Origin of the sequence: Streptomyces pyxinicus, assembly GCF_024753135.1 — a bacterium.
In the GTDB taxonomy this organism is placed as follows: domain Bacteria; phylum Actinomycetota; class Actinomycetes; order Streptomycetales; family Streptomycetaceae; genus Streptomyces; species Streptomyces pyxinicus.
The window spans coordinates 544052-566485 of the sequence record NZ_JANUGP010000002.1 but is presented as its reverse complement, the minus strand read 5'-3'; the positions used below and the strand labels follow the sequence as shown (position 1 = coordinate 566485).

The 22434-nt window shown below is 70.8% G+C and carries 20 protein-coding genes; 9 read left to right on the top strand and 11 right to left on the bottom strand.

Annotated features, from left to right (window positions below; translation table 11 throughout):
- Positions 1-73: 73 nt before the first annotated feature.
- On the bottom strand, positions 74-622 hold the full coding sequence (locus NX794_RS05200; RefSeq protein ID WP_258776960.1) for an isochorismatase family protein: 549 nt from the start codon (positions 620-622) through the stop codon (positions 74-76).
- Positions 623-674: 52 nt separating this feature from the next.
- Here NX794_RS05200 and NX794_RS05195 point away from each other — a divergent pair, with 52 nt between their 5' ends.
- On the top strand, positions 675-1235 hold the full coding sequence (locus NX794_RS05195; RefSeq protein WP_258776959.1) for a GNAT family N-acetyltransferase: 561 nt from the start codon (positions 675-677) through the stop codon (positions 1233-1235).
- A gap of 18 nt (positions 1236-1253) precedes the next feature.
- On the opposite strand, the gene NX794_RS05190 is transcribed toward NX794_RS05195, so the two are convergent.
- The 7 genes from NX794_RS05190 to NX794_RS05160 all read right to left on the bottom strand — a co-directional run bounded on the left by NX794_RS05190 (position 1254) and on the right by NX794_RS05160 (position 9257).
- The gene (locus tag NX794_RS05190) at positions 1254-2753 is read right to left on the bottom strand and encodes a type IV secretory system conjugative DNA transfer family protein (protein WP_258776958.1); all 1500 of its coding nucleotides are present in this window, start codon (positions 2751-2753) and stop codon (positions 1254-1256) included.
- A 31-nt stretch (positions 2754-2784) separates the two neighbouring features.
- Positions 2785-4197, bottom strand: coding sequence for an ATP-binding protein (locus tag NX794_RS05185; RefSeq protein ID WP_258776957.1), 1413 nt, complete (start codon positions 4195-4197; stop codon positions 2785-2787).
- 14 nt (positions 4198-4211) lie between these two features.
- Positions 4212-5768 (bottom strand): SCO6880 family protein, encoded by a 1557-nt coding sequence (locus tag NX794_RS05180; RefSeq protein WP_258776956.1) that lies wholly within the window; start codon positions 5766-5768, stop codon positions 4212-4214.
- On the bottom strand, positions 5765-7090 hold the full coding sequence (locus NX794_RS05175; protein ID WP_258776955.1) for a hypothetical protein: 1326 nt from the start codon (positions 7088-7090) through the stop codon (positions 5765-5767). Before NX794_RS05175 ends, NX794_RS05180 begins: the two co-directional genes overlap by 4 nt.
- On the bottom strand, positions 7080-7907 hold the full coding sequence (locus NX794_RS05170; protein WP_258776954.1) for a DUF8175 domain-containg protein: 828 nt from the start codon (positions 7905-7907) through the stop codon (positions 7080-7082). The genes NX794_RS05175 and NX794_RS05170 overlap by 11 nt, the downstream gene beginning before the upstream one ends.
- Before the next feature lie 119 nt (positions 7908-8026).
- A complete protein-coding gene (locus tag NX794_RS05165; protein WP_016436843.1) occupies positions 8027-8335 on the bottom strand; it encodes a hypothetical protein in 309 nt (102 codons plus the stop codon).
- 316 nt (positions 8336-8651) lie between these two features.
- Positions 8652-9257, bottom strand: a complete 606-nt coding sequence (locus NX794_RS05160; protein ID WP_258776953.1) for a TetR/AcrR family transcriptional regulator — start codon at positions 9255-9257, stop codon at positions 8652-8654.
- Between the two features lie 89 nt (positions 9258-9346).
- Here NX794_RS05160 and NX794_RS05155 point away from each other — a divergent pair, with 89 nt between their 5' ends.
- The 4 genes from NX794_RS05155 (at position 9347) to NX794_RS05140 (ending at position 13206) form a co-directional block, all read left to right on the top strand.
- Positions 9347-10273: an oxidoreductase gene (locus NX794_RS05155; RefSeq protein WP_258776952.1), complete on the top strand. Its 927-nt coding sequence runs from the start codon at positions 9347-9349 to the stop codon at positions 10271-10273.
- Positions 10274-10384: 111 nt separating this feature from the next.
- Positions 10385-11158, top strand: a complete 774-nt coding sequence (locus tag NX794_RS05150) for a trypsin-like serine peptidase (protein WP_258776951.1) — start codon at positions 10385-10387, stop codon at positions 11156-11158.
- A gap of 158 nt (positions 11159-11316) precedes the next feature.
- The gene (locus NX794_RS05145; RefSeq protein ID WP_258776984.1) at positions 11317-12273 is read left to right on the top strand and encodes a C40 family peptidase; all 957 of its coding nucleotides are present in this window, start codon (positions 11317-11319) and stop codon (positions 12271-12273) included.
- 228 nt (positions 12274-12501) lie between these two features.
- A complete protein-coding gene (locus tag NX794_RS05140) occupies positions 12502-13206 on the top strand; it encodes a phosphatase PAP2 family protein (RefSeq protein WP_258776950.1) in 705 nt (234 codons plus the stop codon).
- Between the two features lie 1269 nt (positions 13207-14475).
- Here the strand turns inward: NX794_RS05140 and NX794_RS05135 are convergent.
- Complete coding sequence (locus tag NX794_RS05135; protein WP_258776949.1) at positions 14476-16047, bottom strand: FAD-binding oxidoreductase; 1572 nt, start codon at positions 16045-16047, stop codon at positions 14476-14478.
- A gap of 323 nt (positions 16048-16370) precedes the next feature.
- Between NX794_RS05135 and pstS the strand changes: the two genes are divergently transcribed.
- The 4 genes from pstS (at position 16371) to pstB (ending at position 20499) form a co-directional block, all read left to right on the top strand.
- Positions 16371-17501: a phosphate ABC transporter substrate-binding protein PstS gene (gene pstS, locus NX794_RS05130; protein WP_258776948.1), complete on the top strand. Its 1131-nt coding sequence runs from the start codon at positions 16371-16373 to the stop codon at positions 17499-17501.
- A 114-nt stretch (positions 17502-17615) separates the two neighbouring features.
- On the top strand, positions 17616-18623 hold the full coding sequence (gene pstC / locus NX794_RS05125; protein ID WP_258776947.1) for a phosphate ABC transporter permease subunit PstC: 1008 nt from the start codon (positions 17616-17618) through the stop codon (positions 18621-18623).
- On the top strand, positions 18620-19681 hold the full coding sequence (gene pstA / locus NX794_RS05120; RefSeq protein ID WP_258776946.1) for a phosphate ABC transporter permease PstA: 1062 nt from the start codon (positions 18620-18622) through the stop codon (positions 19679-19681). The genes pstC and pstA overlap by 4 nt, the downstream gene beginning before the upstream one ends.
- A 41-nt stretch (positions 19682-19722) precedes the next feature.
- Positions 19723-20499, top strand: coding sequence for a phosphate ABC transporter ATP-binding protein PstB (pstB, locus tag NX794_RS05115; RefSeq protein ID WP_258776945.1), 777 nt, complete (start codon positions 19723-19725; stop codon positions 20497-20499).
- Positions 20500-20745: 246 nt separating this feature from the next.
- Here the strand turns inward: pstB and NX794_RS05110 are convergent, their stop codons facing one another.
- Complete coding sequence (locus NX794_RS05110) at positions 20746-21744, bottom strand: inorganic phosphate transporter (protein ID WP_258776944.1); 999 nt, start codon at positions 21742-21744, stop codon at positions 20746-20748.
- Positions 21745-21751: 7 nt separating this feature from the next.
- Positions 21752-22372 (bottom strand): DUF47 domain-containing protein, encoded by a 621-nt coding sequence (locus NX794_RS05105; RefSeq protein ID WP_015493282.1) that lies wholly within the window; start codon positions 22370-22372, stop codon positions 21752-21754.
- Positions 22373-22434 lie beyond the last annotated feature (62 nt).

The window sequence follows — 22434 nt, the reverse complement described above, 5'->3', positions numbered from 1 at the left end:
AATCATTGGGGAAACCCCCGCACCATGCTGGTGCGGGGGTTTTCTGCGTTTACGGGGAGTTCAGTGGAAGAATTCAGAAAGTGACCTCGGCCGTTTCGATGGTTCCCCCTTCGCGGCCGGGGGCGCTGTGCCACTTCCAGTACAGGTTGGTGTGCGCGATGACCTGGTCCGGCGTGGGGGCGCCGTAGCTGGTGAGGTCCTCCGTGGTGTGGGCGTCGGCGACCAGCGTCGCGTCGTAGCCGCGGACGATGGCGCCGTGCAGGGTGGAGCGGATGCAGACGTCGGTCTGGGCGCCCACGACCAGCAGCCGGCCCACTCCGCGCTCGGCCAGGACCGATTCCAGGTCGGTGTCCTCGAAGGAGTCCGAGTAGAGCTTGGCCACCAGCGGTTCGGTGCCTCTCCGGGTCAGCTCCGGGACGTACTGCCAGTCGTCGCTGCCCTCCTTCAGCGTGTCGTCGGAGTGCTGGACCCAGACGACCGGCACGTCCGCCGTGCGGGCCCGGTCGATGATGGTGTTGATGTTGGCGATGACGGCGTCACGGTGGGGTGCGCCGGCCACCACTCCGTTCTGAACGTCGATGACGACGACCGCGGTATGGGGGCGGTGGGGAAGTGTGGTCATACAGCTCACCGTAGAACCCGGCACTGACAACCGGGTCGGCTACCGTGACCGCATGAGCACCTCCACCAGCGACGACTACGTCGTCCGCGCCATACGACCCGACGAGTGGGCCGCCGTGAAGCGGCTGCGTCTCGACGCGCTGCGCGATCCGGTCGCGCACCTCGCCTTCCTGGAGACGTACGAGGTGGCCGCGGCGCGGGACGACACCTTCTGGCAGGAGCGGGCGATCGGGTCGGGGGAGGCGTCCGAGTCGGCGCGGCAGCTGGTGGCCGAGGCACCGGACGGGAGCTGGGCCGGGACGGTCACCGTGCTCGTGGAGGAGCCCGGAGACAAGGACTGGGCGGGGTATCCGATCGAGCGCCGGCAGGGGCATGTGGTGGGCGTCTTCGTGCGGCCCGAGCACCGGGGGAACGGGCTCGTCGAGGCGTTGTTCCGGGCCGGTGTGGAGTGGGCGTGGGAGCGCGGCGCCGAGCGGGTGCGGCTGTTCGTGCACGCGGACAACGGGCGGGCGCAGGCGGCCTATCGCCGGGTGGGGTTCGTCCCGAGTGGGCGGGTCGTGCCGCTCGTCACCAACGAGAGCGAGGACGAGCTGGAGTTCGTGCTGGAGCCGTAGGGCCGGCAAGTGTGCGGGTCACACCTGGAGTTCCCGGTGGGGCCAGCGGGCGCGGGCCTGCTCCCGGGAGCGCAGGAGGGCGAGGGTCGGCAGGCCCTGGTCGGTGCCGGTGGTGAGCAGGTCCGGCAGCTCGGGAAGGGGGGCGACGGCCGCGATGTCGTCCAGGATCAGGGTGAGTGGTGGGTCGAGCCGACCGGAGGATGACCGTGCGGCCATGCGCCGGCCGTGCTCGACCACGCTCGAAGCGAGGGCCGTCAGGAGCGGCATCGCGCCGGGGGCGCTCCGCGGGTCCTCGATGGATTCACCCAGCACATAAAGCGTGCCCCCTTCGTGGACGAAGGAATCCAGGGCGAGGGCATCGGTTCGGTGGGGTGTGCAGGCCTCGCGGACGTTGACCGTGCTGAGCGCGGACAGTGCCCGGGTCGTCAACTCGTGGGCCATGTCCCGGCGTTCCGGGTGGGCCGTGAGGGCGGCTTCGAGTTCTCCCGCGGCTCCGGCGGCGGCCTTGGGGTGGGTGCGCAGGGTGCGGACGGCGTCCTGCACCTGAGTGCCCTGCGACCAGCGGTGGACGTGCCGGACGGTGCGGTTGTCGAGGGCCGCGGCGTGCAGGTAGCTGCGCAGGAGGGTGGTCGCCGTGTCCGCCGTCGCCTGGTCGATCCGGGCGGTGGGCTGGACGGGGGCGAGGAGTGCCGTCGCGCGGTGCAGCGCGGTCTGCTTGTCCTCGCAGCCGGTCAGCGGGGACCAGTGCAGGCGGGCCGGGGTGTCGCAGAGGTGGGCGGGGTCGTAGAGGAGGGTCGGGCCGAATTTGGCCCGGGCGTCCTTCGTCTCCGCCCACAGGGCCGGGTCGGAGGTGACGACCAGGGCGGGGCCAGGGGCTTCCTGGATCGCCTGGGTGGCGGTGGTGCGGCGGTCGGCGGGTGGGCCGTAGCGCACGGGGCCTTCGGGGCGGGGCGGTACGGCCCGTTCGCTCGCCGGGGCCGCCTCCGGCAGGGGCGCGGTCGGCACCGGTTCGGCGCGGGGTGCCGGTACCTCGTGGCTCGGAAGCGGCGCTGGGAGCGGCGTCGGGACTGGTGCCGGGAGCGGCGTCGGGACTGGTGCCGATGGCTGCTGCTCCCGAACCTGCCCCCGTGCCTGCTCCCGTACCTGCTCCCGGGTCCTCGCCCGCCCCGCGCGCCAGCGGGCCACGGCGCCCAGGGTGAACACCGTGAGGACCAGCAGGATCATCAGCTGGCCGATCACCAGGCCCCAGAACAGGCCCCAGCCGGAGAGCCGGCCGGCGGGGGTGTCCGGCCAGGCGCCGGCGAGGTCGTGGGGCCGGCCGATGAGGTGGCGCATGGCCAGCGGGGTGTGGGTGAAGGAGACGCCGTCGGGCCAGGCGCCCCGGCTGAGGAGGGCCGCGAGGCCGGTCGCCGTCCACACCAGCACGGTCATGCCGAGGAGGAACGCGAGTATGCCGATCAGCAGGCCGTCGGGGATGCCGCCCCGGCCCTCCCGGTGCTCGTGCGCGTCCGGTCTCACCGCCCGTCCCTCCCTGCCCCTGTCCCCGCCCCTACGCCACCGTCGACTCGGAGTCGCCGAGGTGCTGTTCCACGAAGGCCGCCGCCCGCTGCTCGGCCTCCAGCTCGGCGGCGCGCAGGGCGTCGTCGGCCCGCAGGTCGCTGGAGGACTCGGTCATCGCGCGGTCGGTGAAGACCAGGGGGCGTTCCGTCTCGGTGATCAGGTGTTTGACCACCTGGACGTTGCCGTTGACGTCCCAGACGGCGATGCCGGGGGTGAGGCTGGGGATGATCTCCACGGCCCAGCGGGGCAGGCCGAGGACGCGGCCGGTCGCTCTCGCCTCGTCCGCCTTCTGGGCGTAGATCGTCCTGGTGGACGCCATCTTCAGGATCGCCGCGGCCTCCTTGGCCGCCGCGCCGTCCACCACGTCGGAGAGGTGGTGGACGACCGCCACGAAGGACAGGCCGAGGCGCCGGCCGAACTTCAGCAGCCGCTGGAACAGCTGGGCGACGAAGGGGCTGTTGATGATGTGCCAGGCCTCTTCGACGAGGAAGATGCGCTTCTTGCGGTCGGGGCGGATCCAGGTGTGCTCCAGCCACACGCCGACGATCGCCATCAGGATGGGCATGGCGATGGAGTTGCGGTCGATGTGGGAGAGGTCGAAGACGATGAGCGGGGCGTCGAGGTCGATGCCGACCGTGGTGGGGCCGTCGAACATGCCGCGCAGGTCGCCGTCGACCAGGCGGTCCAGCACCAGGGCGACGTCCAGGCCCCAGGCCCGTACGTCGTCTATGGCGACGTTCATCGCCTCGGCGGACTCCGGCTCGGGGTGCCGTAGCTGCTCCACGATGTCGGTGAGGACGGGCTGGCGGTCGACGATCGTCTCGTTGACGTAGGAGTGGGCGACCTTGAGGGCGAAGCCGGCGCGTTCGTCCAGGCCGTGGCCCATGGCGACCTCGATGATCGTGCGGAGCAGCGCGAGCTGGCCCGTGGTGGTGATCGCGGGGTCGAGCGGGTTGAGGCGGATGCCGTGGTTCAGGGCCGCCGTCGGGTCGAGCCGGATGGGGGTTATCCCCAGCTCCTCGGCGATGAGGTTCCACTCGCCGACGCCGTCCTCGCCCTGCGCGTCCAGGACGACGACCTGGCGGTCCTTGAACCGCAGCTGGCGCAGGACGTAGGTCTTCTCCAGCGCCGACTTGCCGTTGCCGGACTCGCCGAGGACGAGCCAGTGGGGGGCCGGGAGCTGCTGGCCGTAGAGCTGGAAGGGGTCGTAGATGTAGCCCTTCCCGGAGTAGACCTCGCGGCCGATGATGACGCCGGAGTCGCCCAGGCCGGGCGCGGCGGTGGGCAGGTAGACCGCCTGGGCCTGGCCGGTGGAGGTGCGCACCGGCAGCCGGGTCGTCTCGACCTTCCCGAACAGGAAGGAGGTGAAGGCTTCGGTGAGGACGGACAGCGGGTCCCGCATCGGCGAATCAGCCCCTACCTTCGGATGCCGGTGGCGAACGGAAGTGTGTTCACGAAGGCGCGGTGGTGCTCTCGGTCGCACCACTCCAGCTTGAGGTACGACTTGCCGGCCGAGGCCCTTATCGTGCGCTTGTCGCGGGCGAGTGCCTCCGGGGTGCGGGAGGAGACGGTGATGTAGCCGACCAGGTTGACGCCGGCCGCGCCGCTGGCGAGGTCCTCGCCGCGCTGGTCGAGGCGGGTGTGGGCGGCGATGTCGCGCGGGTCGACGGTGCGGTTCATCTTGGCGGCGCGGGAGGCCTCGGCCACGTCGTTGGTCTTCTCGGTCAGCATGCGTTCGATGGCCACCTCGGTGGGTTCGAGGTCCATCGTGACGGCGACCGTGCGGATGACGTCCGGGGTGTGGACGAGCAGCGGGGCGAGGAAGTTGACGCCGACCGGGGTCATGGGCCACTCCTTCACCCAGGCGGTGGCGTGGCACCAGGGGGCGCGGGTGCTGGACTCGCGGGTCTTGGCCTGGAGGTAGGTGGGCTCCATGGCGTCGAGTTCGGCCGGCCAGGCGTTGCGCTTGGTCATCGCCTGGATGTGGTCGATGGGGTGGTCCGGGTCGTACATGGAGTGGACGAGGGAGGCGAGGCGGCCCTGGCCGAGGGGCTGGCGGACGCGGATGTCGGCCTCCTGGAGGCGCGAGCAGATGTCGGTCAGCTCGCGGGCCATGACGACGGCGAGTCCGGCGTCCCGGTCGACCTTGGTGCCGTGGGCGCGGACGGCGCGGGCCATCGCGTTGGCCTCGGCGGCGAGTTCGCGGGTGTAGTGCATGCAGGCGACGAGGTAGGCGCGGTGCTGCTCGCTGCTGGTGGAGACCATGGACTGGAGCTGGTCGTAGGAGGTCTGGAGCCAGTCCGGGGCGCGGGTGTCGCCGCGCTGGACGACGTCCTTGGCGTGGGCGTCGGGGTCGGCGGGCAGGGTGCGGGCGAGCATCTGGATGCGGGTGACGAAGCCGTCGCCGTTGGCCACGTGCTTGAGCAGGGTGCCGAAGCGGTCGACGAGGGCTTCCTGGTCCTCGGAGTCGCGCAGGCCGACGCCGGGGCCCTCGATCTCGATGGCGGCGGTGACGGTCTTGCGGTCTGCGTGCAGCAGTACGGCGATCTCGTCGGGCCCGAAGGGGGCGGCGAGCCAGTTGATGCGGCCGATGCCGGGGGGCGGGCCGACCTCGATCTCGCGTCCGTCGAGCTGGGTGCCGGCCTCGGCGGCGGTGGAGCGGTAGGTGGCGCCGCGTTTGACGGTGCGCTTGTAGCTGCGGTTGATCTCGAACCACTTGTAGAAGGTGCGGCGCTTGTACGGCACGTAGACCGCGGCGAGCGCGAGCATCGGGAAGCCGGTCAGCAGCACGATGCGCAGGGACAGGACCGGGACGAGGAGGCCGCACATCATGCCGAGGAACGCGCCGACGATGATCAGCGCGATCTCGCCGGACTCGCGGTTCCTTCCGACGATCGCGTTCGGCCGGGCGCGGCCGATGAGATACGTCCGGCGGGGCGTGACCGGATGGGACAGGTGGGACTCGGTCGTCAACGCCCTTCACCTCCCGTGCGGTTGTTGCGGGTGTTGCCTGCGTGCGGGGTGTTGACCGGGCTGGACGCGCGGGGCGCGGGGGTGGCGGAGGGGACGGTTCCGCCGCCGGTCGGGGTGCGGCTGCTGTGGGCGGCGACGCCGCCGCTGGCCGGGTTGGCGGGGCGGGGGGTGCTGCCGCCGCCCGCTGCTCCGTTGCTGTCGGCGCGGGTGCTGTGGGTCTTGATGCCCTGGGCGACGAGGGTGGCGGGGGAGCTGATGACGGCGGCGGCCTTGCCTTCGGCGCCCTGCATGATGCGGTTGTTGCGGGAGCCGGCGATCTCGTCGCCGAAGCCGGGGACGAAGCGGTAGATCATCGCGCTGGCGAAGATGGCGAGCAGGATGATGGCGAGGCCGGAGACGACGGCGGAGAAGGAGTCGGGGCCGTTGTCCCCGGAGAGGGCGCCGGCGAGGCCGAGGACGATGACGATGACGGGTTTGACGAGGATGACGGCGATCATGATGCCGGCCCAGCGGCGGACGTGGCCCCAGAGGTTCTTGTCGACGAGGCCGGCGTAGACGACGGTGCCGAGGAGGGCGCCGACGTAGAGCAGGGCGGCGCGGATGACCAACTCCAGCCAGAGGACGCCGGCGGCGAGGATGCTGACCAGGGAGACGACGATCAGCATGATGGGGCCGCCGCCGATGTCGCTGCCCTTGCCGAGGGCGCCGGAGAAGGTGCCGAAGAACGTGTCGGTCTGGTCGCCGGTGGCCTTGGCGAGGACGTCGGTGACGCCGTCGGTGGCCGAGACGACCGTGTAGAGGATGAGGGGCGTGAAGGCGGAGGCCAGCACGGTCAGCCAGAGGAAGCCGACGGCCTCCGAGATCGCGGTGGTCAACGGCACCCCGCGCACCGCCCGCTTGGCCACGGCCAGCAGCCACAGCAGCAGCGTCAGGATCGTGGACGCGGCGAATACGACGGCGTACTGCTGGAGGAACTTCGAGTTGGTGAAGTCGACGTTGGCGGTTTCCTTGACGGCGTGACTGAGCTTCCCGATGGTCCAGGAGGCGGCATCGGCACACCCCTTGGCCAGGGAGTCGAGGGGGTCGAGGGTGCTGCCGAGGGGGTTCTTGGGGGAGATGCCGGAGGATCCGCCGGAGGAGCCGTTGTCTTTTTCGCAGAGGTCCCGTGCGGCGCCGTGGATCAGATCACAGGCGTCGCTGCTCTTGGAGGGCGACGGCGTGGGGGTGGGTGCGGCGAAGGCACGCGCGGCCATGAGGACGGCTGCCGTCTGAAGGGCCGTGACCGTGGCGGCCAGGCCGAGTACGCGGCGATTAGCGGGCATAGCTGAACCCTCCGTACTCGTTGACGGCCTTCGAGATCTCTTGGGAGTCTGCGGCCTTGTCGTCACCGGGAAGGGGCGCCGGGCCGTCCTTCTGGGAGTGGGTGACGATCTTCCAGTCGCCGGATGCCCATTCGAGTCGCATGGTGATGGTGAACCAGCTGTTGGTGACCGGGTTGGTGGACTTCTCGCCCGTGAGCCCCAGGAGACCGCTGCACCAGACCTCGACCGTGGCCGTGTCGCTGGTGGATTCGGTGACTTTGGTCCCGATCGGGGTCGTGCGAGAGACGAACGTGTAGCCCGTCGGCGCGGTGCCGTCGTCCTTCAGCCCGAGGCTCTTGCTGAAGGCCGGGGTGTAGGCCTTGTCGAACGCGGCCTTGGAACTCGGCACACGTGAGGGGGTGATGACGGTCTGCACGATCGCATCGCGTGTGGCCCGGGTGAACATCTCCGCCGACCCCAGCGCCACCGCGTAGTTCGCCGCGGCGCTCTGTGCGCCCTGTTCCGTGTGGGCGTAGCCGGTGGGGATGTTGGATGTGGTGGTGGTTACCGGCTTGGTGCCGGTGGGGGCTGTCGCGGCGGTGCTCGGGCGGGTGGGACCGGCCGTCGAGTCGTCGGCGGTCTTGTCGTTGTCCCGGTTCGCGAAGGCGATTGCCGCGATCAGCAGGACGACCACGCCGACCACCGTGACCAGGCCGCGGGAGGAGGAGCGGCGGGGGGTGCGGCGGGGGGCGCCGCCGTAGGGGTCGGGGTCGGGGAGGCGGGTGCGGGTGTGGCCCGTGTCGCCGTAGCCGGGGCTCTGGTCGTCTCCGGGAGTCATGCCGCGTACCGTCCCTTCGCCTCGTGGACGTATGACGGTAGCCGTGCTGGTTGCCGCGCGGGCGCGGTGGGGTGACTCGGCATCAGGGAGACGCAACCTCAGTCGATGGGAGCGGGGGGTCAGACCGCCATGCCGTACACGATGGTGAACAGGGTGCCGAGGGAGCCGATGATGAAGACGCCGGTGAGGCCGGCGATGATCAGGCCCTTGCCCTGTTCCGCGCTGAAGGTGTCCCGCAGGGCCGTGGCGCCGATGCGCTGCTTGGCCGCGCCCCAGACCGCGAGGCCCAGGCAGAGCAGGATGGCCACGGCCATGACCACCTCGATCATCACCTTGGCCTCGTTGCCCAGGCTGCCGAAGGGGCCCCAGTCCGGAGCGATCCCGCCGATGATGGTGTTGATGTCTCCCTTGTCGGCCGCAAAGAGCATGTAAGTCACCGCCCCTGGTGGGTAGTTCCGTGTGCGCCCCTGCGGGTGCAGAGGTCGGGCCCTATTGTCGCCGACAACGCCGCCAACGTATGTCGACTTGACGTCATTGGCCGACGGGTTTCGTGCGCGCGGAGCACACCGTCACTCTGTGTATCACGGCAGGTCACCCCGGGCAATGAGGTCAGACCGGAACCTGTCGTGTGGTTCGGTCGTTGAGCCTCTTTACGGCCTGGCCCGGTGTCTGACGGCTGGTCGGGTGAGTCTCGGGTCGATGTTCTCACGAGTGGCCGGGAAGTGACGTCCGGTCAGGCGGCGATCAGCGTGGTTTCAGGCCGTGCAGCAGCAGGTGGACGTGTGCGTCCAGGCCGGCCAGGGTCTGCTCGGCGTCCAGCGCGCAGCCGGCGATGAGGGCGGCCAGGCCGTGCAGGCTCGCGGCGGCGACGGTGGTGACCTGCTCGGGGTCGCCCTGGACGATCTCGCCGCGCTCCTGGGCGTCGGCGACCAGGCCCATGAAGGTGCCGAGGGACCGCTCCACGGCCTCGGCGAGCTGCGCGGAGCTGTCGGGGTGGTGCTTGCGCGCGAACATCAGCTCCAGCAGCTCGGGATGGTCGACGGCGAAGCCGAGGTAGGCGCGGGCCAGTGCGGTCATCCGCTCCTCCAGGGAGTGGGCGGGGAGGGCGCCGGCGGTGGTGAGGGACTGGTTCAGGCGCTCGTAGCCGTCCAGGGCGAGGGCGTCGAGCAGGGCCTGCTTGTCCTTGAAGTGCCGGCCCGGCGCGGCATGGCTCACCCCGGTGTCGCGGGCCAGCTCGCGCAGGGAGAGCGCGCCGGCGCCCTTCTCCCGCAGGGTGCGCTCGGCGCTGGTGAGCAGGGCGGCGCGCAGGTCTCCGTGGTGGTAGGGGCGGGGTGTGGGCATGGGTGACATCGTATCCCGATGTTGACGGCGTCAGCTTTGTTGGCAGTGGCTGCTTTGTTGTCGTTGACAGCATTGTTGCCGCTGCCTACATTGGGGACATGGCTGAGACAACCGGAGCGCGCGGCAAGCGCGCCAAGTGGAACGCGACCCAGTTGCCCGACCAGACCGGCCGTACGGTCGTGGTCACCGGCGCCAACAGCGGTATCGGCCTCGCGGCCGCCGCCGCGCTGGCCCGGGCCGGGGCGCACGTGGTGTTCGCCGTACGGGACCTCGCGCGGGGCGGTGCCGCGGCGCGGCGGGTCGGCGGCAGCACCGAGGTGCGCCGGCTGGACCTGGCCGACCTGGACTCGGTGCGCGAGTTCGCCGCCGGCTGGGACCGCCCGCTGGACGTGCTGGTGAACAACGCGGGCGTGATGATGCTTCCGGAACAGCGCACCAAGCAGGGCTTCGAGATGCAGTTCGGCACCAACCACCTCGGGCACTTCGCGCTGACCAACCTGCTGCTGCCGCACCTGACCGACCGGGTGGTGACCGTCTCCTCCGGGCTGCACCGGGGCGGCGACGGCGTGATCCACTTCGATGACGTCAACCTGACCGGGCGTTACTCCCCGACCCGCGCCTACGCCCAGTCCAAGCTGGCCAACCTGCTGTTCACCCTGGAGCTCCAGCGCCGTCTCACCGAGGCCGGCTCACCCGTACGGGCGCTCGCGGCCCACCCCGGCTACGCGGCCACCAACCTCCAGAGCCATACGGCGAACCCGCTGGCCAGGGCCTTCATGGCGATCGGCAACCGGGTCTTCGCGCAGGACGACCGGGCCGGTGCCCTGCCCACCCTGTACGCGGCGAGCCAGGACCTGCCCCCGGCGGCGTACGTCGGTCCCGACGGCCTCGGCGAGATGCGCGGCGCCCCCGCCCTGGTCGGCCGCAGCGCGGCGGCCAGCGACCCGGAGGCGGCCCGGCGGCTGTGGACCCTCTCGGCGGAGCTGACCGGTGTGGAGTGGGGGCTCAAGACTCCGGTGGGGTGACGCCACGCCCGGTGGCGGGCGGGCGCGCGGTGGCGGCCTCCGGAACTTCACAGGAAAATCTCAGTGAAGTCGGAGCGTGTTCCTCACCCTTCCGGGACAGAGTGGGTGGTGATGAAGCGCATCTCACGCATCTCGGTCACCTCGCGTCCCGCCCTGCTGGGAGCCGTGGTGATGCTCGCCCTGACCTCCGCCTCGGTGGCCTCCGCCGACGACGGGCCCGGCCCCCTGGGGGTCACCGCCGACGCCGCAGCCACCCGGCACGCCGCCCGGGTCGGCGCGCTGTTCGAAGCCGACGCCGACGGCGCGGGCGGGCTGTCCGGTGATCACTTCTGCACCGCCTCGGTGGTGCACAGCCCCGGCGGCGACCTGATCGTCACCGCCGCGCACTGCATGGGCGGCGACGGCGACCTGGTGTTCGCGCCGGGCTACCGGGACGGCCGGGCGCCGTACGGGGTGTGGAAGGTGACGCGGCGCTTCCTGCCCGAGGGGTGGACCAGCGGCCAGGACGAGGACAGCGACCTCGCCTTCGCCGCCGTCACCGGTCCGGACGGCCGGCGGATCGAGGACGTGGTCGGAGGCAACCGGTTCACGCCCGGGACGGCCACCGGGGCCACCGCCGTGACCGTCACCGGCTATCCGGACTCCCGCCAGGTGCCGGTCCGCTGCGTCAACAAGCCGGCCGCGCACAGCCGTACCCAGCAGCGCATCGACTGCCCCGACTTCACCGGCGGCACCAGTGGCAGCCCCTGGGTCAACGGTGACGGCCAGGTCGTCGGCGTCCTCGGCGGTCACGAACAGGGCGGCGCCACCGCGGACGTCTCCTACAGCGTGGTGCTGCGCGACGAGGCCGCCCGGCTGTACGAGGACGCGGTCGCCGGCCTCTGAGGCCCGGCTCACGGCGGCTGAGGGAGCGTCACCCGGGCCGCCGTACCTGTGAAATACCGCCAGTTCGCGTCCAAATGGCCTTGAACGGCTGCCGCATGGGGGAAAGTTGAACCGTGCGGAAGGTATGGGTGTTCGGTGGGGCGGCCGTCGGGCTCGGCATGGGCCTCGTCATGCTGCTGGTCGTCGGGGTGTACGTCGTCGCCGGCAACCTCGTCAACGGCGTCACCTCCGGCGGCCGGGGTCTGGCCAAGGGTGCGGTGCCGGCTGCCTACCAGTCGCTGGTGCAGAAGTGGGGCAACCTGTGCCCGGCGCTCAGTCCGGCGCTGCTCGCCGCCCAGCTGTACCAGGAGAGTGGCTGGAATCCGACGGTCGTCAGCCCGGCCGACGCGCGCGGCATCGCCCAGTTCATCCCGAGCACCTGGGCGACCCACGGCATCGACGGCAACGGCGACGGCAAGCGCGACATCTGGGACCCGGCCGACGCGATCCCGTCGGCGGCGTCGTACGACTGCGAACTCGCCAAGTACGTCAAGGACGTGCCCGGGAACACCTCCGACAACATGCTCGCCGCCTACAACGCCGGTGCGTACCGCGTCATAAGGGCGGCCGGGGTCCCGTCCATCAGCGAGACGCAGAACTACGTCAAGCGGATCCGCAGCCTGGAGGAGAGCTTCGCCGCGCCGGTCAGCCGGATCGACCCCACCGAGCAGGCCGCCGGCGCCATCTCCTTCGCGCAGAGCAAGCTCGGCACGCCCTACCTGTGGGGCGGTACCGGCACCGCCGGCCAGGGCGGACGCTTCGACTGCTCGGGACTCACCCAGGCGGCGTACGCGTCGGTGGGCATCACGCTGCCGCGCGTCGCCAACGACCAGTACAACGCGGGACCGCATCCCTCGCGGGACCAACTGCTCCCCGGCGACCTGGTGTTCTTCTCCGACAACCTCACCGACTCGCGGGCCATCCGGCACGTCGGCATCTACGTCGGCGGCGGCTACATGATCGACGCCCCGCGCACCGGTGCCGTCATCCGGTTCGACCCGATCGACACCCCCGACTACTTCGGCGCCACGCGGGTGACGGAAGATGGCGCGAAAGCGCTCCCCACGACGGTGTGAACCGAGCGTGAACCCACCCCCTGAGCTGGGGCGATGAGTCTCTCTTCGATAACGTCTGCGTGATCATTCAGTGGAGAGTGGAACGTATTGGTGGTGGCCGTGCGTTCCTGTTGACGTAGCCGAGCGGACGTCAGTGCGGAGTGCAGCGGAAGCGGATCTACGAACCACGGGGGCACGAGCGGCGCACACGAGGTGCGTCCGGGACGACGACGAAGGGGCCGCAGCACCATGGCTGTACTCGCCGAATCCGGATCGAACCCCGACGTCGACCTGCTCTACGACATCAACGGCCTGGCCAAGGACGCCCCGCACTGGTTCGACCGGGTCATGGAGTTCGTGGGCGAGTACGGCCTGCTGCTCGCGATGGTGCTGCTGATCCTCTGGTGCTGGTGGTCCGTGCGGCGCCGGGGCGGCGAGGAGGCGGCGCCCTCGGTGGCCGCGCTGGTCTGGGCCCCGCTCGCGGCCGGGCTGGCCGTCCTGGTGAACGTGCCGATAAGGGGCTTCGTGGAGCGCCCCCGCCCCTTCGTGGACCACCAGGGCCTGGACGTGCTGGTCTCCGGCAAGACCGACTTCTCCTTCGTCAGCGACCACGCCACCATCACCATGGCCCTCGGTGTCGGGCTCTTCGTCGCCCACCGCAGATTCGGGCTCGCCGGTATCGGCCTGGCCCTGCTGGAGGGCTTCTGCCGGGTCTACATGGGCGTGCACTACCCGACGGACGTCATCGGCGGCTTCGCCCTCGGCACCGCCGTCGTCCTGCTGCTCTCCCCGCTCGCCTCGGCCCTGCTCACCCCGCTGCTGCGCGCCGTGGAGCGTTCCCCGCGGGCCGGCCTCCTGATCCGCCGCCGCGCGACGCCCCCCCACTCCGACGGCACCCTGATCCCCCGCTCCCGCACGGCGGCGGAATCCGAGGAACGCGACCTCGCCGCCTGACGGCGCCCTCTCTCCCCGGCTCCCGCCGGGACCGGCCGCCCCCGTCCGCGGCATGGCCGCCGACGAGTCCCGCTTCACGGGTCGGCGCCCTCCGCCGGCTTGCGGCCCCATGCACCAGGTCCCGCCCGGGGTCGTCCACAAGGCGCGGCTGCGGGGGCTGGTCAGGCCCGAGAGAGAGGACTTGCCCTCGGGACTTCCTCTTCACTTCCTCTTCTCGACTCATGCCGTGTCGCAGGGGCCCAGTGCCTCCATACGTCGGCTTCCATACGGGGCGTGGCCTCTTTCGGGCGGGGTCGCCTCCGCCTTTGGCCGTGCCGCCTGGCTGGGGCCTTCTCGGTTTTCGCCGGTGTCACCGGTGGCTGGCGCCCGCGTTCGTGGCGTGCTGCCGGTTGACGATGCCCGCTTCGTGCAGGGTCGCCCCGTCTCGCGGCGGCGGCTTGCCCAGCCGCGCCCTTCTTCGGCTCCCGCCGGTGGCGCCGGTGGCTGGCGCCCGCATCCGTGGCCTGCCGTCAGGTGCCGGCCCCCGCCTCGCGCGGGGCGCCCTTCCGCCGTGCGCACCCCTGACTGCGGCCTTCTTTCTGCTCCCGCAGGCCTCACGGGGGCCGGCGTCCGCATCCGCTGCCCTGCCGCCGGTTGCCGGCCCCTCGGTTCGTACGGAGGTGCCCTCTTCCGTCCTACGGCCGATCGCCCCGGGAAGGCCCGGCCCCTCGCCGCCTCACCGGCGCGGAGCGCCACGGCCCCTGCTCCGGCTGGGCCGCTACGACCCCTGTCTCGGCGAGGTCGCGCTACAGCCCCCTGTCTCCGGCGCCACAGCCCCCGTCCGCTCCGGTGCGGGGTAGTGCGGCCTGTGCCCCGGTGCGGAGCGCCACAGTCCCTGCTGCGGCGGCATCGCTGCAGCCCCCGTCTCGGGGGTTGTTATAGCCCCGCCCCGGCGGACCGCTGCAACGCTCCGTCTCGGCGCTGGGCGCCAGAAACCCTGCGTGCGCTACGGCCCTGCACCGACCAGGCCACCACAGCCCCCGTCACGGCGAGGACGCGCCACAGCCCCCCCGCCCCGGCCCCGGGCGCCACAGCCCCTGCCCGCTCCGGCGCACGGCGCTTACCGCCCCCAGCCTCCGGCACCCCAGCGCCCGGCACCCCAGCGCCGGGCACCTCAGCCCCGGCACTACAGCCCCGGCACTACAGCGCCCGGCAGCCAACCCCAGCACTCCAGGCCCCCGCACCCCAGCGCCCAGCACCCCAGCGCCCGCCCGCCCCACCCCGCCCCGCCTACACCCCCTGCGTGTAAGAGAAGAACCGTTGGGGGTCGTACTGCTGCTTGACCTTGGTCAGGCGGGGGGACGCGTCGCCGTAGTAGGCCTTGCGCCAGTTCTTCAGGGTGGGGTCGGTGTAGTTCTGGTAGGCGGCGCCCGAGGCGTGTGGCCGCATGGCGGTGTGGGCCGCGGTGAGCCAGGACTGGGCGGTGGAGCCGGAGGCGCCCGCGCCCCAGGAGGCGATGTACTGGGCCAGCATGCGGGAGCGGCGGTGGACGAAGGCGGTCGCGGTCGGGGCGACGCGGTTGACGGCGCCGCCGAGCGCGGTGAAGGCGATGCTGCCCCCGCCGCCGCGCACCCCGGCGATCTGCTTGAGCACGGTCTGGATGCCGGCCGCCGACAGGGAGCGGTCGAAGAAGTCCGAGCGGGCCGCGTAGGTCTCGCGGCCGAGCTTGCCCTGCGGGGAGCGGCCGGGGGTGGAGCCCGGCAGGTGGCACTGGGCGTCGGCGGAGAAGGAGGAGCAGCCGGCGTAGATCTCCATGGCCTCCTCGTAGCCCCGGCGGCGCAGGGTGACCGAGGTGGCGTCGGCGCCGGCCTGGTGGGCGAGGCGGTCCACGGCGTTCTGGAGTTCGCCGTAGGTGCCGAGGGAGAAGCAGGACACCGAGATGGAGGGGGTGCGGCCCGGGGAGCACGACAGGTGCAGGGAGGACCAGATCTCGTCGGGCTGGCTCGGGGCCCAGGACTGCCAGGCCTTGAGGACCGCCGCCGCCTTCGCCCAGGGCCAGGACAGGTAGGCGGTGACGGCCTGCGGCGCGGGGTGGGTCTTGAAGTGCAGCTCGGTGACGACGCCGAAGTTGCCGTTGCCGGCGCCGCGCAGCGCCCAGAACAGGTCGGAGTGGTGGCCGGCGTCGGCGGTGACCTGGGTGCCGTCGGCCGTGATCAGGGTGGCCTGGGTGAGGCTGTCGCAGGTGAGGCCGTAGGCGCGGGAGACGACGCCGTGGCCGCCGCCCAGCACCAGGCCGGAGACGCCGACCGTGGGGCAGGAGCCGGCGGGTATGGTCACGCCCTTGGCGCCCAGCGCCCGGTAGACGTCGATCAGCTTCGAGCCGGCGCCGACGACCGCCTGCCCGCCGGACACCCGGATCCGGTTCAGCCGGGACACGTCGAGGATCAGCCGGCCGTCGCCGGAGGAGTAGCCGGCGTAGGAGTGGCCGCCGTTGCGGATCGACACCTTCAGCTGGTGGGCGCGGGCGTACGCCAGGGTGGTGCGGATGTCGTCGGTGTGCGCCACGTACGCCACCGCGGCCGGCTTCAGGCCGTCGAAGCGGGTGTTGTAGAGCTGGTGCGCGGTCGTCCAGGTGGCGTCGCCGGGCCGCAGCAGGCTGCCGTCCAGGTCGCGGGCGAGGGCCGCCCAGTTCGCGGCGGCGCTCGCGGTGGTGGTCCGCACACCGGTGAGCGACGATGAACCGGACGGCGTTCCGGAGTGCGCCGCCGCCCGGGCGGGGTGGCTCCCGCCCACACCGCACGCGGTGAGCGCGGTCGTCGCCAGGGCGGCCGTACCGCCCGAGATGAACGTACGCCGTTCCATGTCCTGTCGCCTTTCCTCGGCTGTCGTGGAACGAGACGGCGTCCTCTCCGGCGGGGTTCCCCCGAACGGGTGAAGAGACGGCGAAGGTGCCGCCCCGCGACCCGGTCGCCGGAACCTCCACGTGCTCTCCCCGTGAGCGTTCCGTGACCTCACCGGGCCGACGGCAGGGGTTCACCCCTCGTTCACTTCCGACCATCGGCGGCTTCACCTGTTCTGCCTAATTTCGGCCGTGCACGGTGCGGAGTGCGGCCTTGGGCGCACTCGCGTGCCTTACGACTTCGCACGCCGCCGACAGCGGCGGCTCCTGGAAGGAACATCCGAAAGTGATGCTTCAGCGCAAGAACCGGCTGCGCGCCCTCACCCTCGGTGCGATCGCCGTCTCCGGCGCCCTGGCCCTGACGGCGTGCGGCTCGGACGACAACGGTGGGAGCGGCAAGGCGTCGGGCGGTGCCTCCGCCCCGGCCGCCGGCTCGGTCAAGTGCGACAACGCCAAGGGCCAGCTCCTCGCCGACGGCTCCTCCGCGCAGAAGAACGCGATCGACGCCTGGGTCAAGCAGTTCTCCCAGGCCTGCGGCGTGCAGATCAACTACAAGGGCGGCGGCTCCGGTGCCGGCGTCACCGCGTTCACGCAGGGCCAGGTCGCCTTCGCCGGTTCCGACTCCGCGCTGAAGCCCGAAGAGGTCACCGCTTCCAAGAAGGTGTGCAGCGGCGGCCAGGGCATCGACCTGCCGATGGTCGGCGGCCCGATCGCTCTCGGTTACAACGTCCCGGGCGTCGACAACCTGGTCCTGGACGCGCCGACCCTCGCGAAGATCTTCGACAGCAAGATCACCAAGTGGAACGACCCGGCGATCGCCAAGCTGAACAAGGGCGCCAAGCTGCCCGACCTCAAGATCCAGGCGTTCCACCGCTCCGACGAGTCCGGCACCACGGACAACTTCACCAAGTACCTGATCGCCACCACCCCGGACAACTGGAAGTACTCCGGCGGCAAGGCCTGGCAGGCCAAGGGCGGCCAGTCCGCTCCGCAGTCCGCGGGCGTGGCCCAGCAGGTGAAGCAGACCTCCGGCGCCATCGGCTACTTCGAGCTGTCCTACGTCAAGGACGGCATCAAGGCCGTGTCCGTCGACACCGGCGCCGGCAAGCCGGTCGCGCCCAGCTCCGAGAGCGCCACCGCCGACATCGCCGCCGCGAAGGTCGTCGGCACCGGCAAGGACCTCTCCCTCAAGCTGGACTACAACACCAAGGCCGAGGGCGCCTACCCGATCACCCTGGTCACCTACGAGATCGTGTGCGACAAGGGCAACAAGTCGGACACCCTGCCCGCCACCAAGGCCTTCCTGCGCTACATCGCCAGCGAGGACGGCCAGAAGATCCTCCCGGGCATCGGCTACGCGCCGGTCCCCGACCAGATCATCACCAAGGTCCGCTCGACCATCGACAGCCTGAGCTGACCTGATCCGCAAGTGCGGCCCGGTTCCCCGTGACCCGGGCCGCACCGTCCGGTGCACCGCCGCCAGGAGCCGGGCCCCCATCGGGCCGTCCGGTTCCGCAGACCGGAGAACCCGATGGACATATCGACGACCACAGACGCACCACCGCCCACACCGTCCCGGCCCACCACGGCCGAGGGCAAGCGCACCGCCCGCGGCGCGACCCGCCCCGGCGACCGCATCTTCCTCGGCCTGTCCCGGGGCTCGGGCATCCTGCTGCTGGTGATCATGGCCGCGATCGCGGTCTTCCTCACCTACCGCGCCGCCCTCGCCATCGGCAAGGACCACGGCAGCTTCCTCACCACCTTCGAGTGGAACACCAACGTCCTGCCGCCGACCTTCGGCATCGCGGTGCTGGCCTTCGGCACGATCGTCTCCTCGGTCATCGCCATGGCCATCGCGGTCCCGGTCGCGGTCGCCATCGCGCTGTTCATCACGCACTACGCGCCCCGCCGGATGTCCGGCCCGGTCGCCTACGTGATCGACCTGCTCGCCGCGGTGCCGTCCATCGTGTACGGCCTGTGGGGCGCCCTGGTCCTCGTCCCGCACATGAACGGCCTGTACGGCTGGCTCAACGACTTCTTCGGCTGGACCGGCGTCTTCTCCTGGCAGGAGGGCGCTCCGCGCTCCATGCTCACCGTCGGCATCCTGCTCTCGATCATGATCCTGCCGATCATCACCAACGTGAGCCGCGAGGTCTTCCGGCAGGTCCCGCAGATGCACGAGGAGGCGGCCCTGGCCCTCGGCGCCACGCGCTGGGAGGTCATCCGCATGTCCGTGCTGCCCTTCGGCCGCTCCGGCGTGATCTCCGCGTCGATGCTCGGCCTCGGCCGCGCGCTCGGCGAGACGATGGCCGTGGCCACCGTGCTCTCCCCGTCCTTCGACATCCAGGCCAGCCTGCTCGACCCGGGCGGCGGCACCTTCGCCCAGAACATCGCCAGCAAGTTCAGCGAGGCGAACGAGTTCGGCCGGGACGCGCTGATCGCCTCCGGTCTGGTGCTGTTCGTCATCACCCTGGTGGTCAACGGCGCGGCCCGCGTGATCATCGCCCGCCGCTCGGAGTACTCGGGGGCCAACGCATGAGCACCGCAGCCGTCACCGACAAGCGCGCGAGCAGCCTGCGCGGCGCCAGCCTGCCCACATGGACGCCGTGGGCGATCGCCGCCGGCTCCATCGCCCTGGGCATCGGCATCAGCGCCGCCGCCGGGCTGCACAGCAGCATCCAGTGGGCCCTGATCGCCGGGCTCCTGTTCGTGCTCGGCACGTACGGCATCGCCGCGCGCGTCGAGGGTCGCCGGCAGGCCCGGGACCGGGTCGCCACCAGCTTCGTCTGGGTGGCCTTCGTGGTCGCCGTGGTGCCGCTGGTCTCCCTGATCTGGGTGACCGTCGCCCGCGGGGTGAAGGTCCTCGACCTCTACTTCCTGACCCACTCGATGGGCGTGGTCGCCGACACCGAGCCCGGCGGCGGCATCTACCACGCGATCATCGGCAGCCTGGAGCAGGTCGGCCTCGCCACCGTCATCGGCGCCCCGATCGGCGTGCTCACCGCGATCTACCTGGTCGAGTACGGCCGGGGCCGGCTCGCCAAGGCCGTCACCTTCTTCGTCGACGTGATGACGGGCATCCCCTCGATCGTCGCGGGTCTGTTCATCCTCAGCCTGATGCTGATCTTCAAGATGGAGCCGTTCGGCTTCGCCGGCTCGCTGGCCCTGGCCATCCTGATGATGCCGGTCGTGGTCCGCTCCACCGAGGAGATGCTCAAGCTCGTCCCGAACGAGCTGCGCGAGGCGTCGCTGGCGCTCGGCGTGCCGAAGTGGCGCACCATCCTGAAGGTGGTCCTGCCGACCTCCATCGGCGGCATCACCACCGGTGTGATGCTGGCGGTGGCCCGTATCGCCGGTGAGACCGCGCCCGTACTGCTGCTGGTGTTCGGCAACCCGTTCATCAACAACAACCCCTTCGAGGGCGCGCAGGCGTCGCTGCCGCTGTACATCTACCAGCAGTTCGCCAACAGCGCGGGCTCCGGTGCGGCGTACGACCGCGCGTGGGCGGCGTCCCTCACGCTGATCGCCTTCGTGATGATCCTGAACCTGGTGGCCCGTGGCATCGCCCGCTGGAAGGCCCCGAAGACCGGTCGCTGACGCGGCCTTGCAGCGACCGACTGTTTGGATGTGAAGAAGTAATGGCCAAGCGAATCGACGTGAGTGGGCTCACCGCCTACTACGGCTCCCACAAGGCGATCGAGGACATCTCGATGACGGTCGAGCCGCGCTCGGTGACGGCGTTCATCGGCCCGTCCGGCTGCGGCAAGTCGACGTTCCTGCGGACCCTGAACCGGATGCACGAGGTCACGCCCGGCGGGCGGGTCGAGGGCAAGGTGCTGCTGGACGACGAGGACCTGTACGGCACCGGGATCGACCCGGTGGCGGTCCGCCGTGAGGTGGGCATGGTGTTCCAGCGGCCGAACCCGTTCCCGACCATGTCGATCTTCGACAACGTGGCGGCGGGGCTGCGGCTGAACGGCAACTACAAGAAGTCCGAGCTGAACGACGTCGTCGAGAAGTCGCTCAAGGGCGCGAACCTCTGGAACGAGGTCAAGGACCGTCTCAACAAGCCGGGCTCCGGTCTGTCGGGCGGCCAGCAGCAGCGGCTGTGCATCGCGCGGGCGATCGCGGTGGAGCCGAAGGTGCTGCTGATGGACGAGCCGTGCTCGGCGCTCGACCCGATCTCCACGCTCGCCATCGAGGACCTGATCGGTGAGCTGAAAGAGCGGTTCACGATCGTCATCGTGACGCACAACATGCAGCAGGCGGCGCGGGTCTCGGACCGTACGGCGTTCTTCAACCTGGCCGCGGTCGGGCAGCCCGGGCGCCTGATTGAGATCGACGACACCGAGCGCATCTTCTCCAACCCGTCGGTCCAGGCCACGGAGGACTACATCTCGGGCCGCTTCGGCTAGACCTCGGCCGGACGACTCGTCGGACCCCTCGCGGTGCTGCATGGCGGTGCCACCGCGAGGACACAAAAGGGCCCGCCCCTGTGGTTCGGGGGCGGGCCTGTGTCTTTCCCTCCGCGTGCCGCGTGCCGGTGAGGGGGCGGCTTCCGTGGGGGTGGGTGTCCGTTTGCCGCCGTGTGCGGGTGCGCTGTGGTTCCTCGCGCAGTTCCCCGCGCCCCTTTGGGGCGCGGGGTGGGCGGAATGGTAGGGCTACAGGACCGTCAGGTTCAGGAGGCCGAAGGCTGCCGCTGATACCAGGGCCGCTGCCGGCATGGTGATGAACCAGCCCAGGACGATGTTCTTGGCCACGCCCCAGCGCACGGCGTTGACGCGCTTGGTCGCGCCGACGCCCATGATCGCCGAGGTGATGACATGCGTCGTGGAGATGGGCGCCTTGAAGATGAACGCGGTGGTGAACATGATCGACGCACCGGTGGCCTCCGCCGCGAACCCCTGCGGCGGATCCAGCTCGATGATCTTCCGGCCCAGCGTCCGCATGATCCGCCAGCCACCGGCGTACGTACCCAGCGACAGCATCACCGCGCAGACGATCTTGACCCACACGGGGATCGGGTCGCCGAAGGTCTCGTGGCCGGAAATCACCAGTGCCAGGACCACGACACCCATCGTCTTCTGGGCGTCCTGGAGACCGTGCCCCAGCGCCATCGCCGCCGCCGAGACGGTCTGCGCGATCCGGAACCCCCGCTTGGCCTTGTGCGGGTTGGAGCGCCGGAACAGCCACATGATCGCCGTCATGACCAGGTAGCCGACGACGAGGCCGACGAACGGCGACAGGAACATCGGGATGACGATCTTGTCGAGGACGCCGTCCCACAGCACGTCGATGCCGCCCGCCAGCGCCGCCCCGACCATGCCGCCGAACAGCGCGTGGGAGGAGGACGAGGGCAGCCCGAAGTACCAGGTGACCAGGTTCCAGACGATCGCGCCGACCAGCGCCGCGAAGAGGATGCCCATGCCGCGCGAGCCGTGCGGCGTCTCGATCAGCCCCTCGCTGACGGTCTTGGCGACCCCGGAGCCCAGGAAGGCACCGGCGAGGTTCATCACGGCCGCCATGGCGAGCGCCGCGCGCGGGGTCAGCGCCCGCGTCGAGACCGAGGTCGCGATCGCGTTCGCGGAGTCGTGGAAGCCGTTCGTGTACGTGAAGAAGAGCGCGACCGCGACGGTCACGATCAGAGCGAAGGTGTCCATCGACGCCTCAGGACTCCTTGACGGCGATGGTCTCCACCGTGTTCGCCACGTGCTCGAACGCGTCCGCCGCCTCTTCCAGCACGTCCACGATCTGCTTCAGCTTCAGCACCTCGATCGCGTCGTACTTGCCGTTGAAGAGGTGCGCCAGCAGCTTGCGGTGGATCTGGTCGGCCTGGTTCTCCAGCCGGTTGACCTCGATCCAGTACTCGGTGAGGTTGTCCATGGTGCGCAGGTTCGGCATGGCCTCGGCCGTCAGCTCGGCCGCCCGCGCCAGCACCTCGATCTGCTGCTCGACGCCCTTGGGAAGCTCCTCGACGTTGTAGAGGACGACCAGGTCGACGGCCTCCTCCATGAAGTCCATGATGTCGTCGAGGGAGCCGGCGAGGGCGTAGATGTCCTCGCGGTCGAACGGCGTGATGAACGAGGAGTTCAGCTGGTGGAAGATCGCATGCGTGGCGTCGTCACCTGCGTGTTCCGCTGCCCGCATGCGCTCCGCGATCTCGGCCCGGGCGGAGGAGTCCGCCCCGAGCAGTTCCATCAGGAGCTTCGAGCCGGTGACGATGTTGTCCGCGGAGGCGGCGAACATGTCGTAGAAGCTCGTCTCCCTGGGGGTCAGACGAAAGCGCACGTGGGGTCCTCGGGGTGCTTCGGTTTCGGTCAGGCTGATGCTAGGCGCATCATCCGGCCACG